This window comes from Gardnerella washingtoni (assembly GCF_049262705.1).
Lineage (GTDB): Bacteria > Actinomycetota > Actinomycetes > Actinomycetales > Bifidobacteriaceae > Bifidobacterium > Bifidobacterium vaginale_D.
In genome coordinates this window covers 1,252,013-1,266,932 of record NZ_CP058398.1, presented here as the reverse complement: position 1 = coordinate 1,266,932, position 14,920 = coordinate 1,252,013, and the positions used below count along the sequence as shown (strand labels likewise).

Genomic DNA, 14,920 nt, shown 5'->3' with positions numbered 1-14,920 from the left:
CAATATGCAACAAACAAGCGTAACAGGCATGCCATTACCACATGAAGATAAAGAAGGTATGCCGATTCCTGTAACTATTCCAATCGCATTAGGCGCTCGTACTCATGCAGTTTTTACTACTAGATTGGGTGGTATTTCTGAAGGTGCATTCGCTTCGCTTAATCTTGGTGGACGCGCAGAAGATAGTGCGGAGGCTGTAGCAAGCAATCGTGCAGCTTTACAGAAAGCTTTGCAAGCAGACTTGTCGCTTGTTGCTCAAGTTCATGGCAGAGAAGTATTTGACGCAGATAGTGTAGTAAATTCATGGAATACTTCTTACGGTTTTGATGCAACAGGATTTGCTGATTCTGCTGTGCGAATTGAAGCGGATGCGCAAGTTACTACTGTTTGCTCACTCGCATTAGGAATGTTTGCTGCAGACTGTCTACCAGTATTGCTTGCGGATGATGAGGCTAGTGTGATTGCTGCTGCGCATTGTGGCAGAAAAGGATTAGTAGCTGGTGTGCTTGATGCTGCTATTGAAGCCATGTGTGAAAAGGGAGCTGAACGTTCCCGTATAACTGCGGTGCTCGGACCGTGCATTTGTGGAGATTGCTACGAAGTTGGCGAAGAAATTGCATGCAATTTTGAACGTCGCTACCCACAAACGGTAACGAAAACACGTTTTGGTGGTCTGGGTATTGATATTGCTGAAGCTGCGCGCATTGATTTAGCGCTCGCAGGAGTTGCCAATATTGTTGATGCTTTGCCGCGCGTTACGGCTGCAACGCAATATCTGGCAGAAGATGAAGAATTGCGCACAATTTGTGAAGTAGATGGAGAAGGTGCTTCTTTGCTGGAACGTTTGCAAAAATTGCAAAACCCGATGTGCACTTTGGAAAATCCTCTGTGGTATTCGCATAGGCGCGCGCAACTTGCTGGAAAATCGCATGAAGGCAGACTATTGGCACTAGTAATTCGTGATAAGTAACAAGATATTCAAAATAGCGGAGTGCGAAAGTATCGGCAGAAAGTTAACAGTATTATGCAGCAAATTAACGTTGTAATTTCAGGATTTAATCCATATGAGGATTTAAAAGTTAATCCTTCATATGAAGTTCCATCTGCACTTGCTGATTCTCAATATTGCGTTCAGTTGCAGTCATCTCAGGATGTCCATGTAAATGTTACTGCTGTTACACTCCCTATCAGTTTTGCGAATGCGTGGCCTGAATTATTAGCAACTATTGAACGTGAACATGCGAATATTGTTATTGCTACTGGTGTAAAGCATGCAGCGCGTGGAGTGCAGTTGGAACGCTGTGCAATAAACGTAATTGATGCTAACAAGCCAGATGTGGATAATCATCGTCCGCAAAAAATGCCAATAATAGAGAATGAGCCTGCAGCATATTGGACTAGGCTTCCGCTGCGTACGATTTTGCAATGTTTTGCGCATGATGGCATCGCTTCCACATTAAGTTCTGACGCTGGAACATATGTGTGCAATTCACTGTTTTACCAGTTGCTACATTGGGCTGCTGGGCAATCGAATCAGCGCATTCTTGCTGGATTTGTGAGTTTTCCGCCGGTAGTAAGTTCGCATGATGCTCGTCATCACGGCTTACTGTTGCAACAACAAATTGATGCTGGACGTGATATTGTACGTGAAACAGTGCGTTACTATATGCATCCTTCGTCTGCAAATATGCTGCTTGACTAGTGCGATGCGTTTCAGTTTGTGATGTTTGTGTGAGCTTAGCAAAAACGTGCGCAACACACGAGTGTTTTTTGCGCTTAAGTGATAGCGTTAATGCTGATGGTGTGTACACAGCAGATAGTGTGCTGTGTGGGGGCTCGTGAAAGGAATATTATGGTAGCGGATTTATTCCCAACCGCGTTGCGTGGGTACGATAAAGACAAGGTAAATGAAGCCTTTGCAAATTATGAACGTACAATTTCACGTTTGCGCGAGCAAGTGCGTTCTAGTGATGAATCTATTTTGCAATTGCAAGCGCAGTTGCAGGAAGAAAAAAATAATGTGAAACGTGCTAAAAGTGGTAATACTTTTGCTTCTTTAGGTGCGAATGCGCAACAATTATTGGCATCTGCAGAACAAACGAGTGCGCAATTACTTGAGCGTGCTAAGCAAGACGCTGCGTCTATTAAGAAGAATGCGCAAGCTCAAGCTGGCACATTGCTTAATAATGCAAAACTTGATGCAGCTCATTTAATGCAAGAAGCTAAAACTAAAGCGGATACTATGCTTTCAAGTGCTACGCAAAAATCAACACAAATGATGCAGGCAGCACAGGAAGATTCGGCACGTTTGCGTGATACTACTGAGAAAGATGTACAAGCACAGCGCGACGCAGCAGAATTAGCACTGCAGAATGCGCATGAAGAGCATACTAAACGCATGGCTTCTGAGCGTGCGCAGCAAGAAAGTAGTATAGCTAAGCTTAAGTCGGATGCAGCTCAAAAAATTGCTGAGCAGCGCGCAGCAGCGAACGAAGAAATTGCTCGTGCTAAAGCTGAAACAAATGATCAAATTGAATCTGCTCTTACTGAAGCTAATAAAAAATTAGCAGATATGCGCGAGCACGCATCAAAGATGATGGCTGATGCACAGCGTAAAGCTGGTGAAATTACAGATGCTGCTGCTGCTAAGGCTCAGGAAATTGCTGATGATGCACAGGTTGAGCGCACACGTACATTAAGTCAGGTTAGCGCTGAAGTTGAACAGATTCGTGCCGATATTGCGGCGCAACAAGAAGAAGCAACGAAGAAGGTTGATGCTTTACTTTCTGGTTTGAAAGAAAAGGAAAGTGCCGCTCAAGAAGAAGCAAACGCGTTGATTGCGCGTGCGAAAACTGTACATCAAGAAGCTGATGATTACGCGGCACAAACACATAAAGCAGCTGATGACCAAGCTGCGGAGATTGTGCGCAAGGCTATGCAGGAGGCTACTGCTCAAGTTGAAGAGCGTAGATCTGCCGCTCAGCAGGAATTGGATGGTATGACTACTCGTTTAAGCCAGTTGCAACATCGTGAGGCGACTATTACGCAGCGCGTTACTGAGTTGCGTTCATTGTTTGCTAATGCATTCTCTGGATTTGATTTTGGCGATGCTCAGCAGGCTCAGCAGGATCATCAGGATGCTGAAGCAAATGTTGACACAGGCGCGCAATCTGTTGCAGACGCTAAGCAAGCTCAGCGAGACGTTCAAGCAGCTTTGGCTGAAGCTGAGGCGGATCAAGATTAGTATGATGGTGAGTAGTAACGTAAGCGTTTTTGAATTGATTTACTTTTTAAATGGTTAGCTTACGTAAATATCATACATACGAATATTGTAGGTATTTGAAATAACATATTGATAATGAAATGGAAGGTAATACAGTGACCGAGATCACCGCTTTGACTGATGAAGCATTGCAGGGTTTGCGAGAAGATTTTGACGCAAATCCTTTAAACCGTTTAGCTATGAATGGTGTGACTGCTGCTGGTATTGATAAGGTTGCGCGTAATTATGACCGCGCTCGCTTGCTGCAGCGTCGTTTTTCTACCATTGTTGATAACGGAGATGCAACACATCAGGATCGTTCTGGTCGTTGCTGGCTGTTTAGCTCTTTGAATGTGGCGCGTTTTGTTGCCAAAAAGTCGCTTGGTTTGAAGGAATTTGAGTTTTCGCAGAACTATGCTATGTACTACGACAAGCTTGAGCGAATTAACTACTTCTTGAAGGATGTTGCCGCTTTGGTTCGCGCGGGCGAGCCGTCGGATTCTCGTTTGATTCAACATTTGTTGCACGATGTTATGGGCGATGGTGGCCAGTGGACTATGGCTATGAACGTGTACAAGAAGTATGGTGCGGTTCCTAAGGATTTGTTCCCAGAAACCGCTTCTTCTAAGAATACTGGTGCTATGAATACGCAGTTGCGTGCACTTTTACACACTGCTGTAGCTCATATGTATGCTAATGCTACTGAAATTGATGAGATTATTGCAAAAGCTACTGCTGCAGGCCACAGGATTTTGACAATTCACTTGGGTGAGCCGCCTAAGAGCTTCGATTGGGAGTGGACTGATAGCGACGGCAAGTTCCATCGTGATGGTGAGATTACGCCAGTTGAGTTCTGGAAGAAGTACGTGAACGCTGGTCTTGAGGATTATGTGTGCTTGGTTGACGATCCTCGCGCTGAGCATCCTAAGGGTAAGAAGATTGCTATTGAGCATTTGGGTAATGTTGCCGGCGGAGATGCAACCGAGTATTTGAACGTGCCAAACCAGTTTATGAAGGATTGTGTGCGTAAGATTTTGGTTGAGCAAGGCATTCCAGTATGGTTTGGTGCTGACTGCCACCCTATGATGGATCGCGAGAATGGAGCTTGGGCTACAGATTTGTTCGAGTATGGTCGCGTGTATGGCGTTGATTTTGATTTGGATAAGGAAGAGCGCGTGCGTTTTGCTGATTCTGCAATGAATCATGCTATGGCTTTTGCTGGCGTGGATGTTGCTGATGATGGTACAACTACTCGTCGTTGGCGTGTGGAGAACTCTTGGGGCACGGATATTGCGGATAAGGGTTACTTTACGATGAGCGACGATTGGTTTACTGAGTATGTGTATGAGGTTGCAGTGCCGAAGAATCTGCTTCCGGAAGAATATCGCAAAGCACTGGAAGAACCAGCAATCGTATTACCGGCGTGGGATCCAATGGGCGCTTTAGCCTAGCTTAAGCGCATTGGGTGCTTAAGCTACTCCAAAGCGCCGCGCTCACTATTGCGAAAAGCACAGTGTGCTTTTCGCGTGAGCGCGGCGGTGCTTGCATCTTGAATAAAGATGCAAGCACCGACCACATCAAATGTAATAATTCCCACAGGTATCTCCATATGATACTGTGAATATGTTTAGAAGCATAAACATTTGTTTGTAATTAGTAGATATTGCTCGTATTGCTACTGTAAGAGGATTAATACGGATGGAGAGTATTCATAACACTAGTAATAACGCATCTTGCGCTACTTTGCAGCTAGATAGTAGTGCTGTGTTTCCGGAAACAGTAGATGTGAATATTCGTCAGCTTGATCCTATTCCAGCTCCTCGCGAATTTATACAAACAATGCCAATTGCTCCTGAAATTAGTTCTTTAGTGTTAAAATCTCGCCAAGAAATTCGCGATATTTTGCACGGCACAAGCGATCGTTTGCTCGTAATTGTAGGTCCTTGCTCTATTCACGACCCAAAGGCGGCTCATGAATATGCTCAAAAATTATCTGAAGTTGCTAAAGATTTAAGCGATCAGCTGATGATTGTGATGCGCGTTTACTTCGAAAAGCCGCGCACAACTGTTGGCTGGAAGGGCTTAATTAACGATCCTGATTTAGACGGCAGGTTTAATATTCGAAAAGGTATGGGTTTAGCTCGTTCAATTCTTTTGGATGTTTTGCAGCTTGGTCTGCCTACCGCTACGGAATGGCTTGATCCTATTACTCCGCAGTATTTATGCGATTTAGTTAGTTGGGGTGCAATCGGCGCTCGCAATACTGAATCTCAAGTGCATCGCGAGCTTGCCAGTGGTCTTTCTATGCCTGTTGGCTTTAAGAATGCTACGGATGGTTCTATTAAAGCAGCAGCTGATTCTTGTTACACGGCTAGTTTTGAGCATCATTTTCTTTCTATTAATCTTGACGGTAGTGTTATTTCTGCCGAAACAAAAGGTAATCTCGATTGCCATATTGTGTTGCGTGGATCTAATAAAGGCCCTAATTATGATGCAGAATCTGTAAAATCTGCGTTGCAAGCTCTTGATTCTTACGATAAACATGCCCAGCAAAGTATGTGCACTAGGGGCATTATTATTGACGCTGCTCACGGAAATTGCGGCAAGAATGAAATTCGTGAAGCTCAAGTAGTTCAGAATATTGCAGAGCGCATAGCTAAGGGCGAGCGTGGAGTCTATGGTGTTATGATGGAAAGCTTCTTAAAGGGTGGGCATCAAGCTCCTGCTCCTTTAAGCGAGCTTGAGTACGGAAAATCTATAACTGATTCTTGCATTTCTTGGAATTCTACTAAAGAATTGTTGTATACTTTAGCTCAAGCTGTTACGTCTAGGCGTAATTTAGCGTAATTTATTTAGAATTGGGTGGGTTTTATGCAAGCTCAAGATCAAAAAGATGCTCAGTCTGTACGTCGTGCTGTTGAGGCCGAAAAAAATCAGCTTAATTCTTCTAAATTCAAGCGTTGGGAAGATCAGGTTGGCGTTGATTGCATTATCAACCGCCGCGTGCTTGAGCTTGAGCCGCTTCCAACTCCTGCTCAGGTGCTTGGCGAGTTGCCGTTGTCGCCGTATGCGCAGGATATTGTTGCTGAGTCGCGCGATGAGATTCGTGGCTGTTTAAATGGTGACGATGATCGTCTTCTTGTTATTGTTGGCCCGTGTTCTGTGCATGATCCTAAGGCTGCTCTTGATTATGCGAGTCGTTTAGCTAAGTTGCGTGCTGAGCTTGAAAGTGAGCTTCTTATTGTTATGCGCGTGTATTTTGAAAAGCCACGCACGGCTCTTGGTTGGAAGGGTTTGATTAACGACCCGGATATTGACGGAACGCATGATATTCATAAGGGTTTGTTACTCGCGCGTAAGACTTTGCTTGACGTATTGGATGCTGGTTTGGCTGCTGCTACTGAGTTTTTGGAGCCGACTAGCCCTCAGTTTATTGCTGATGCTGTGAGTTGGGGTGCGATTGGTGCACGTAATACCGAGTCTCAGATTCATCGTCAGCTTGCTAGTGGTCTTTCTATGCCGGTTGGTTTTAAGAATGCTACTGATGGTTCGATTTCTGCGGCTGTGAATGGTTGCTTGGCTGCGAGCCAGCACCATACGTTCTTTGGTATTGATCATCTTGGTCGCGCTTGTGCTGTGCAGACTCTTGGTAACCCGGATTGCCATGTGGTTTTGCGTGGTTCTAGTAAGGGTCCGAATTATGATGCTGCGTCGGTTGCTTCTGCTGTGGCTTCAATTCGTTTGCGTTTGGGCACTGGTTGTGTGGCTTCTAACGGCGTTGTTGTGGATTGTTCGCATGGTAATTCTGGCAAGGATGAGCATCGTCAGATTGAGGTTGTGCGCGAGATTGCGGATCGTTTGGCTGCTGGCGAGCAGGGCATTAAGGGCGTTATGATGGAAAGCTTCTTGCAGGGCGGCAATCAAGATCCTGCTCCTCTTAGCGAGCTTGAATACGGCAAGTCTATTACGGATCGTTGTATTTCTTGGGAAGATACTGCCGATTTGCTAAGAACTTTAGCTAAATCTGTTGCAACACGCCGTAGAGATTATAGATTATAGATTATAGATTATAGTAAGATAATCTTAATTTACTTCTACTTGGCTTATATTTCTTACTGTATTTGCCGTTTATTTTTGCACTATATTTTGCGTACAAGGGAGTGTGTTGAAATGTATAACAAAGACTTGAATAAAGCGAATAAAGGTTTTGCATGTAAAGCGTTTCCGATTGTGAAATATGTGTTGTTCGCTTTGATTGCAACTGGTGTTATTCTGCTTGCTTTTGCGTGGTATCGTGGCACTCACAGTGCTGGGTATACGCTTGTGACGGATTCTGCATTTTGGTTTAGCGTTTTTATGCCGTTTGTAACTGGAATCGTTTTGCTTATTTTTGCTCGCGGATGGCGTCGCATTGTTGGTACTTTAGTTTGTGTGCTTCTTATAGCTGGATTTTTCGCTTTTCTTGCTTTGCAAGATCAAATTATTGCGTTTTTCAATGTTCCTATTACGAATCCGTGGTTTGATTTTCAGTGCGGCGCATTGCTGAAGATTGCTACTTTAACTTTTGTTATTATGACTTTAGTATGCGTGTTTTTGGTTAAGAATAACGATAAATGCGTAAGTAGCGAAGTAAAAAAGGATGATTCTGCTCATGTCTAATACTGAGAAAATTACTAAAGTTGCTGTTGTTGGCGCTTTGGATGAGGAAGTTGCTCATATTGCTAGCGCGCTTGAGAATGTGACTCACGATAAGTCTGCAAGTCTTGATGTATCTTGCGGCACTCTTGACTCGGCGAATGGCAGCGAAATTGAAGTTGCAGCTACGGTTGGCGGAATGGGTCTGGTAAATGCTGCTGCAACTGTGCAATATCTTATTGACGCATACCATCCTCAAGTCGTAATTTTTTCTGGAATTGCAGGAAATCTTAATAAAAATTTGCATACGAACGATGTTGTTCTTGGAAAAACTGTAAAATATCTCGATACTGATATGCGCTTAATCGGTCAATGGAAGCCGTTTGCAAGCGAATTTCATTCGGATGATTACTTGCTTAAAGTAGCTAGCAAAGTGCTTACCGATATGAAAATTACGCATATTGCTGGCACTATTGCGTCCGGCGGCTATTTTGTTGATTCGCCAGAAAAAGTTGCGGAAGTAATTGCAGCTACTCAAGCGGATGCTGTAGAAATGGAAGGAGCAGCAGTCTTGCATGTTGCTGCTCGTAACGACGTTCCTGCTTTAGTTGTGCGCGCAATGAGCGATAATGCGGACACAAAATACGAGGATTTTCATACTTTTGATATTTCTGAATATGCGGACACGGCTGCAAAAATTACGGTAAATATTCTTCGTAATTTGTGACATTTCGACACGCTGAGACGGTCGCCGACTTTCATTTTACTTAAGTCGTGCAATCGCTAGCTTCAAATACCGCCATTTTTGATACCCACTTTATTTTTGCCGGTGCGGTTTAACCCACCTATTTATGATGGTTGCGTTAATAAAAAAAAGATAGGGATTAATTAAAAGAATGCGCCCAATTCGCAAATACGGCTATAGGAACGCGAAAGTGTGGTGGGGCGCAAGGCAGTTCTTCATGAAAGGAAAGAAGAATATGCGTAACGATATGAGTAAGTTAAATATAAACAAATTGAATGCAACCAAAATAACTACAACAAAATCAAATAAAAGCGTACTTAAGTTCCGCACTATTGCTGCGGCAGCGCTTACCTTCGGCTTGTGCGCAACTTGCGCTGCTTGCGGCGACAACGTTCCTGCTGATAATTCCAACGCAACTGGTGCGCAGAATGCAAAAATTTCCGGCAATTTCCAAGGCTCTGGCGCTTCTTCGCAGCAGGTTGCAGTAGAGGCATGGATTGCAGGATTCCAATCTAAAAATCCTGGCAGTAAAATCGCCTATAATCCGACTGGCTCAGGCGCAGGAGTTACAACATTTATGACGGGAGCCACAGCATGGGCTGGATCCGATAAATCGCTAAGTGACGACGAGATAGAAAAGTCAAAGTCGGTTTGCGCAAATGGCACTACAGCTTTCGACGTTCCAGTATACGTATCTCCAATTGCTGTAATCTTTAATCTAAAAGGCGTTTCGGATGCTGGAAAACACATAAATATGGACGCTTCTACAATCGCCAAAATCTTCGACGGCAAAATTACGCGCTGGAATGACGATGCAATTAAAGAGCAAAATCCAAAGCTAAAGCTTCCAGATAAGGCGATTACAGTTGTTCACCGTTCCGATAAGTCTGGTACGACGCAGAACTTCTTAAGCTATGTGAAGGATGCAGCTCCAGATGATTGGTCGCACAATCTTTCTGAAAACTGGCCAAATAGCGTCGGTCAAGGTGCGAAAGGCACTTCCGGTGTTGTGTCAACGGTTCGCATGGCTGACGGTGCTATTGGTTACGCTGATTTTTCTCAAGTTGGAAAGCTTGGCACTGTTGCTGTGAAGGTGGGGGATACTTATAATGAGATTTCTCCTGAAGCGGCTTCGCAAACTTTGGCTGATTCCGAAATTGATTCTGATATCTCGGCAAAGTATCCTAACCGCGTTGTTATGAAAATTAATCATAATACGCAAACTAAGGGCGCTTATCCGATCGTGCTAGTTTCTTACGATATTTCTTGCTCGGTTTATAAGGATGCTTCAACTGCGCAGTTTGTGAAGTCTTGGCTGAGCTACGTAACGAGTAGCGAAGGCCAGAATGCTGCTTCTTCTGCTGCTGGAACGGCTCCACTTCCGCAAAATTTGGTTAGCAAAATTAACAAGTCAATTAATACAATAAAAATCGGAAAGTAAAAATAAAAAGTAAAAACTTTTCGTAACTGATATTATAAAAATATTAGTTAAAAGGAGCATGATTGAGTTCTACGAAAAATGCGACAGCAGTTGCGAATAGAGCAAACGAAGCTGCTGAAATTTCTGAGAGTAATAGCAAAAATTATGCAGGTACTCATATTGCGGATCGTCTTTTTAAAGGCGTGGCTGCAAGCTGTGGCATGCTGATTTTGTTAGTGCTTACTGCAGTCGCGGTATTTCTGCTGTTTCGCGCGTGGCCGCTCATAAGCGGGAGTCACGCGCAAGTAAATCGCGTATTTTCCGACTTTACTGGTGGTAAGGCACATGATTTCATAAGCTACGTAGCTCCTCTTATTTTTGGGACTGTGCTTATGTCTGCGCTCGCACTGCTGTTCGCATTTTTTGTGGCAATTGGTATTGCGCTGTTTATTGCGTATTATGCTCCTAAAAAAATTGTTCCGCTTTTAAGTGGAGTGGTTGATTTGCTTGCTGCAATTCCGTCCGTAATTTATGGTTTGTGGGGCGGATTGGTTCTAGTGCCAGCAATATATCCATTTTGGGATTGGGTTTCTAAAGTTTTTGGCTGGATTCCGTTGTTTGCTGGCCCTGTAGCAAATCCTTCCAGAAGTGCTGCAACAGTTAGCTTAGTTTTGGCTGTTATGATTTTGCCGATTATTACTTCGATGGCTCGCGATATTTTCCAGCAGGCTCCTCGCTTGCAGCAGGAGGGTGCGTTGGCTTTGGGTGCTACGAAGTGGGAGATGATTAAGTTAGCTGTTTTGCCGTTTGCAAAGTCTGGTATTGTGTCAGCTTCTATGCTTGGGTTGGGTCGTGCACTTGGCGAAACAATGGCAGTTTTGATGATTTTGTCTCCTGGATTTACTTTTGGTATCAATATTTTCAAAGCTTCTCAAAATCAAACTATTGCCGCAAATATTGCAGCGCAATATCCGGAAGCGAATGGTCTTGGCGTAAGTGCGCTTATTGCAACCGGCTTAGTTTTGTTCGTTATTTCTTTTGCAGTCAACTTTATTGCTCGCAAAATTACAGGAAAGGCGGGCGCATAAATGGCAAATCAAATTAATAATATTGAAAAGCTTAGTGAAAGTGCTTCTGCAGAAAGTGTTTCTATTGAAAATACTTCCGCTGAAAATTCCGCAGCTCCGGTTATTGACTTCAATAAATTCCGTCCAACCAGATCTTCTATAGCCGCACGCAAACGCAAGGACATGCTTATGCGCGTGCTGATTTTCTTGTCGTTTATAGTGGCGGTTATTCCTTTAGTTTCATTGCTTTTAACAACAATTATGAACGGCATTAAGCGCTTAAATCTTGACTTTTTAACGCATAATATGACGTACGTAGTTGGCGGCGCAGCCACTGGCACGGGCGGTTACGGCGGTATTTTGCATGCCATTATTGGAACTCTTGAAGTAACTCTTGGAGCTATGCTTATTTCGATTCCAATTGGTCTCATGTGTGCAGTGTATTTGGTTGAGTATGCTCGAGGAAACAAAATTTCGCGCATAATTAATCTGCTTGTGGATGTTATGAGCGGTATACCGTCAATTGTTGCTGGTTTGTTTGCATTTTCTATGTTTGCTCTTCTTGCAGGTCCTGGAACTATTAACGGTTTTGAAGGATCGGTAGCACTTTCGTTACTGATGTTGCCAACTGTTGTAAAGTCTTCTCAAGAAATGCTAAAAATTGTGCCGAACGATTTGCGCGAAGCTGCTTTAGCTTTGGGTGTAACAAAGCAGCGTATGATTACGAAAATTGTTTTGAGAACTGCTCTTCCGGGAATTGTGTCTGGCTGTATTCTTGCAGTTGCGCGCGTTATTGGCGAAACTGCGCCATTGCTTATGGCTTCAGGCTTTATTGCTTCCACGAATTTCAACTTATTCGACGGGCAAATGACGACTTTGCCGGTTTATGTTTATCAAGAATATTCTAAACTTTCAGCAAATTGCCCAGCTAATGCGCCGGCTTCTTGCGTTACAACAATTCCAATGGAGCGCGCTTGGGCTGCCGCTTTGACGCTGATTGTGGTGGTGCTGTTGCTAAATATTATTGGACGCGTGGTGGCTCGCATATTTGCGGTGAAGTCGAAGTAAATTGCGCTAAAGGCAAAGTAAGGCGAAATAAATTTTTAGAAAGTGAGTACAAAATGGGTCAGCGCATTGATGTTAAGCATTTGAATATTTACTATGGTGATTTTCTAGCAGTGGAAGATGTTAACATAAACATTGAGCCAAATAAGGTGACGGCTTTTATTGGACCTTCTGGATGCGGAAAATCAACCGTTTTGCGCACTTTAGACCGCATGCACGAGATTACGCCGGGTGCGCGCGTAGAAGGTCAGGTACTGCTTGAAGGCCGCGATTTATACGGCAAAGATGTGGATCCTGTGGCAGTTCGGCGAGATGTTGGAATGGTGTTCCAGCGTCCGAACCCGTTCCCGACTATGTCTATTCGAGAAAATGTGCTTGCAGGCGTGCGTTTAAACAATCGCAAGATTGCTAAGCGGGATGCCGACGACTTAGTTGAGTGGGCATTACGCGGTGCAAACTTATGGAATGAAGTTAAGGATCGTTTAGATAAGCCTGGCATCGGTCTTTCGGGCGGTCAGCAGCAGCGACTTTGTATTGCTAGAGCAGTGGCAGTACATCCACAAGTCTTGCTTATGGATGAGCCTTGCTCGGCGCTGGATCCTATTTCTACGTTGGCTGTGGAAGATTTAATTAACGAGCTTAAGCACGATTATACGATTGTGATTGTGACACATAATATGCAACAGGCTGCGCGTGTTGCCGATTACACGGCTTTCTTCAATTTGAAGGCCGTTGGTAAGCCTGGTCATTTGGAATACTTTGCTGACACTACTACCATGTTCAACAATCCGCGCAATGACGAAGCTGAGCGCTATATTTCCGGTCGTTTTGGGTGAGTTTTGGCTTAGTTTTGGCGCTGACTCGTCTGAATTTTTAGCTGAATTTTTGGCGAGTCTTGCGTTAGTCTTGCACGGGTTTTGCGTTGTATTTTCAGCTATTTTGCTGAATTTTTAACACTTTTGCATTGTTCTGTTGGTCAGCACGTGCGCGTAAGGTCAGAGCTGTTCGGTTGTTCAAAGGTATCGCAATTTTCATAATTTTATGTAAGATTTTGTGATGCTTTCGTTCTTCCGACGAGTCGCAGTAACCTCTGCGTGAATGCCCAAATGTAATTGCGTTCGCGATTGCTCAAGTGCTTTCGCCGCGCTTTTTCATGGTCTTTTGCGCGTCAAAACCAAGGAACAGAGAGTTTATGGAAAAGTTCTTCCATCTCAAAGAAAACGGTACGAATGTATCAACGGAGATCACTGCAGGTCTCACTACATTCTTTGCAATGTCATATATTATCGTCGTAAATCCAATGATTTTAAGCCAAACTGGCATGCCTAAGGGTGGCGTTTTCCTCGCTACAATCATCGCAGCAATCATTGGTACCCTTGTTATGGGCTTGTTTGCTAACGTGCCTTACGCACAGGCTGCTGGCATGGGTCTTAACGCGTTCTTTACTTACACAGTTTGCTTCGGATTGCACTTTACATGGCAAGAGGCCATGTGCATGGTGTTCTTGTGCGGTTTAATTAACATTATTATTACCGTTACCAAGATTCGTAAAATGATTATTCGTGCCATCCCGACTTCGCTACAGCAAGCAATCGGCGGTGGCATTGGTTTATTTGTAGCTTATGTTGGCATGATGAGTGTTGGTCTTATTACTTTCACTTCTAAAGATCCTGCTGCCGCTGCAAAGAGTAAACCAACTGCTGCTATTCCAGGTCTTGCTGTTATGAATAACCCTGTGCTTTGGCTATTCCTTATTGGACTTCTTTTTGCTATTGTTCTTACAGTTCTTAAAGTTCGCGCAAGTTTGCTTATTACAATTATTGCAACTTCTTTAATTGGTATTCCTTTGGGCTTAACTTCTTTGAACAATGCAGTGTCTGTTACTGACGCCTTTGCTCAGCTCCCAACTACTTTCGGCGCTATTTTTAGCAATAAGGGTTTTGCATCATTGTTTGCTGATCCTGCTCGTTTGCCGCTTGTGTTGGTAACTATTTTTGCATTCTCAATGTCGGATACTTTTGACACTCTCGGCACCTTTATTGGTACCGGCCGTCGCACTGGTATTTTCTCCGAGGAAGACGAGAAGGCTTTGGAGAACGGTTCCGGCTTTAGTTCCAAGATGGATCGCGCATTGTTCGCTGATTCTATTGCTACTTCCGTTGGCGCAATTTGCGGTACTTCTAACACCACTACTTATGTAGAATCTGCTGCTGGTATTGGTGCCGGTGGCCGCACTGGTTTGACTTCTGTGGTTGTATCCGTGTGCTTCGCGCTTTCTATTGTTCTTGCACCTTTTGCTTCTGCAGTTCCTGCAGCTGCAACCGCTGGCGTGCTTGTGGTTGTTGGTTGCATGATGGCAAGCTCTTTGAAGGAGATTGCTTGGGACGATATTTCCGAAGCAATTCCTGCATTCTTTGCTGCTGTATTCATGGCGTTCTCGTACTCGATTTCTTACGGCATCGCTGCAGGCTTCATCATGTACTGCTTAGTTATGACTTGCAAGAAGCGTGCTAAGGAAGTTCATCCAATGCTTTGGATTGTTTCCTTGCTGTTCTTGCTTGATTTCGTTGCTAACGCTGTGCTGTAAAAGTCTAGAATGCTGTAAGCAATAAACTTACAGAGCAGCGAAAATAATGTATTTGAGGGTGTGTAAATGCATGCCCTCTTTTTTATTTCTATATGTTACATAAATTCTTATTGACATTGTCTTGAATTTGTATTAGACT

At 43.9% G+C, this 14,920-nt stretch carries 13 protein-coding genes; all 13 read left to right on the top strand.

Annotated features, from left to right (window positions below; all coding sequences use genetic code 11):
* Nucleotides 1–4: 4 nt before the first annotated feature.
* The 13 genes from HXT28_RS04900 (at nt 5) to HXT28_RS04840 (ending at nt 14,781) form a co-directional block, all read left to right on the top strand.
* A complete protein-coding gene (locus HXT28_RS04900; protein ID WP_064346873.1) occupies nt 5–970 on the top strand; it encodes a polyphenol oxidase family protein in 966 nt (321 codons plus the stop codon).
* A gap of 54 nt (nt 971–1,024) precedes the next feature.
* Nucleotides 1,025–1,702, top strand: a complete 678-nt coding sequence (locus HXT28_RS04895) for a pyroglutamyl-peptidase I (protein ID WP_016636737.1) — start codon at nt 1,025–1,027, stop codon at nt 1,700–1,702.
* Nucleotides 1,703–1,852: 150 nt separating this feature from the next.
* A complete protein-coding gene (locus HXT28_RS04890) occupies nt 1,853–3,244 on the top strand; it encodes a hypothetical protein (RefSeq protein WP_016636739.1) in 1,392 nt (463 codons plus the stop codon).
* Between the two features lie 134 nt (nt 3,245–3,378).
* Nucleotides 3,379–4,713: a C1 family peptidase gene (locus tag HXT28_RS04885; protein WP_032814653.1), complete on the top strand. Its 1,335-nt coding sequence runs from the start codon at nt 3,379–3,381 to the stop codon at nt 4,711–4,713.
* A 247-nt stretch (nt 4,714–4,960) separates the two neighbouring features.
* The gene (locus HXT28_RS04880; protein WP_016636742.1) at nt 4,961–6,109 is read left to right on the top strand and encodes a 3-deoxy-7-phosphoheptulonate synthase; all 1,149 of its coding nucleotides are present in this window, start codon (nt 4,961–4,963) and stop codon (nt 6,107–6,109) included.
* A gap of 24 nt (nt 6,110–6,133) precedes the next feature.
* Nucleotides 6,134–7,321, top strand: a complete 1,188-nt coding sequence (locus HXT28_RS04875; protein ID WP_016636743.1) for a 3-deoxy-7-phosphoheptulonate synthase — start codon at nt 6,134–6,136, stop codon at nt 7,319–7,321.
* A gap of 111 nt (nt 7,322–7,432) precedes the next feature.
* Entirely contained in the window at nt 7,433–7,921 is a 489-nt protein-coding gene (locus HXT28_RS04870; protein WP_016636744.1) for a hypothetical protein, read from the top strand.
* Nucleotides 7,914–8,624 carry a 5'-methylthioadenosine/S-adenosylhomocysteine nucleosidase gene (gene mtnN / locus HXT28_RS04865; protein WP_016636745.1) on the top strand — a complete coding sequence of 237 codons (711 nt, stop codon included), beginning with the start codon at nt 7,914–7,916 and terminating at the stop codon, nt 8,622–8,624. The genes HXT28_RS04870 and mtnN overlap by 8 nt, the downstream gene beginning before the upstream one ends.
* Before the next feature lie 169 nt (nt 8,625–8,793).
* Entirely contained in the window at nt 8,794–10,083 is a 1,290-nt protein-coding gene (gene pstS, locus HXT28_RS04860; RefSeq protein ID WP_422113336.1) for a phosphate ABC transporter substrate-binding protein PstS, read from the top strand.
* 119 nt (nt 10,084–10,202) lie between these two features.
* A complete protein-coding gene (gene pstC / locus HXT28_RS04855) occupies nt 10,203–11,150 on the top strand; it encodes a phosphate ABC transporter permease subunit PstC (RefSeq protein ID WP_032814648.1) in 948 nt (315 codons plus the stop codon).
* Nucleotides 11,151–12,197: a phosphate ABC transporter permease PstA gene (gene pstA / locus HXT28_RS04850; protein WP_016636748.1), complete on the top strand. Its 1,047-nt coding sequence runs from the start codon at nt 11,151–11,153 to the stop codon at nt 12,195–12,197.
* Between the two features lie 53 nt (nt 12,198–12,250).
* Complete coding sequence (gene pstB / locus HXT28_RS04845; RefSeq protein WP_016636749.1) at nt 12,251–13,030, top strand: phosphate ABC transporter ATP-binding protein PstB; 780 nt, start codon at nt 12,251–12,253, stop codon at nt 13,028–13,030.
* A 356-nt stretch (nt 13,031–13,386) separates the two neighbouring features.
* Entirely contained in the window at nt 13,387–14,781 is a 1,395-nt protein-coding gene (locus HXT28_RS04840; RefSeq protein WP_016636751.1) for an NCS2 family permease, read from the top strand.
* Nucleotides 14,782–14,920 lie beyond the last annotated feature (139 nt).

Coding starts and splice junctions, on each gene's coding strand:
- HXT28_RS04900 (WP_064346873.1), top strand. CDS start 5: ATGCAACAAACAAGCGTAACAGGCATGCCATTACCACATGAAGATAAA.
- HXT28_RS04895 (WP_016636737.1), top strand. CDS start 1,025: ATGCAGCAAATTAACGTTGTAATTTCAGGATTTAATCCATATGAGGAT.
- HXT28_RS04890 (WP_016636739.1), top strand. CDS start 1,853: ATGGTAGCGGATTTATTCCCAACCGCGTTGCGTGGGTACGATAAAGAC.
- HXT28_RS04880 (WP_016636742.1), top strand. CDS start 4,961: ATGGAGAGTATTCATAACACTAGTAATAACGCATCTTGCGCTACTTTG.
- HXT28_RS04875 (WP_016636743.1), top strand. CDS start 6,134: ATGCAAGCTCAAGATCAAAAAGATGCTCAGTCTGTACGTCGTGCTGTT.
- HXT28_RS04870 (WP_016636744.1), top strand. CDS start 7,433: ATGTATAACAAAGACTTGAATAAAGCGAATAAAGGTTTTGCATGTAAA.
- mtnN (WP_016636745.1), top strand. CDS start 7,914: ATGTCTAATACTGAGAAAATTACTAAAGTTGCTGTTGTTGGCGCTTTG.
- pstS (WP_422113336.1), top strand. CDS start 8,794: ATGCGCCCAATTCGCAAATACGGCTATAGGAACGCGAAAGTGTGGTGG.
- pstA (WP_016636748.1), top strand. CDS start 11,151: ATGGCAAATCAAATTAATAATATTGAAAAGCTTAGTGAAAGTGCTTCT.
- pstB (WP_016636749.1), top strand. CDS start 12,251: ATGGGTCAGCGCATTGATGTTAAGCATTTGAATATTTACTATGGTGAT.
- HXT28_RS04840 (WP_016636751.1), top strand. CDS start 13,387: ATGGAAAAGTTCTTCCATCTCAAAGAAAACGGTACGAATGTATCAACG.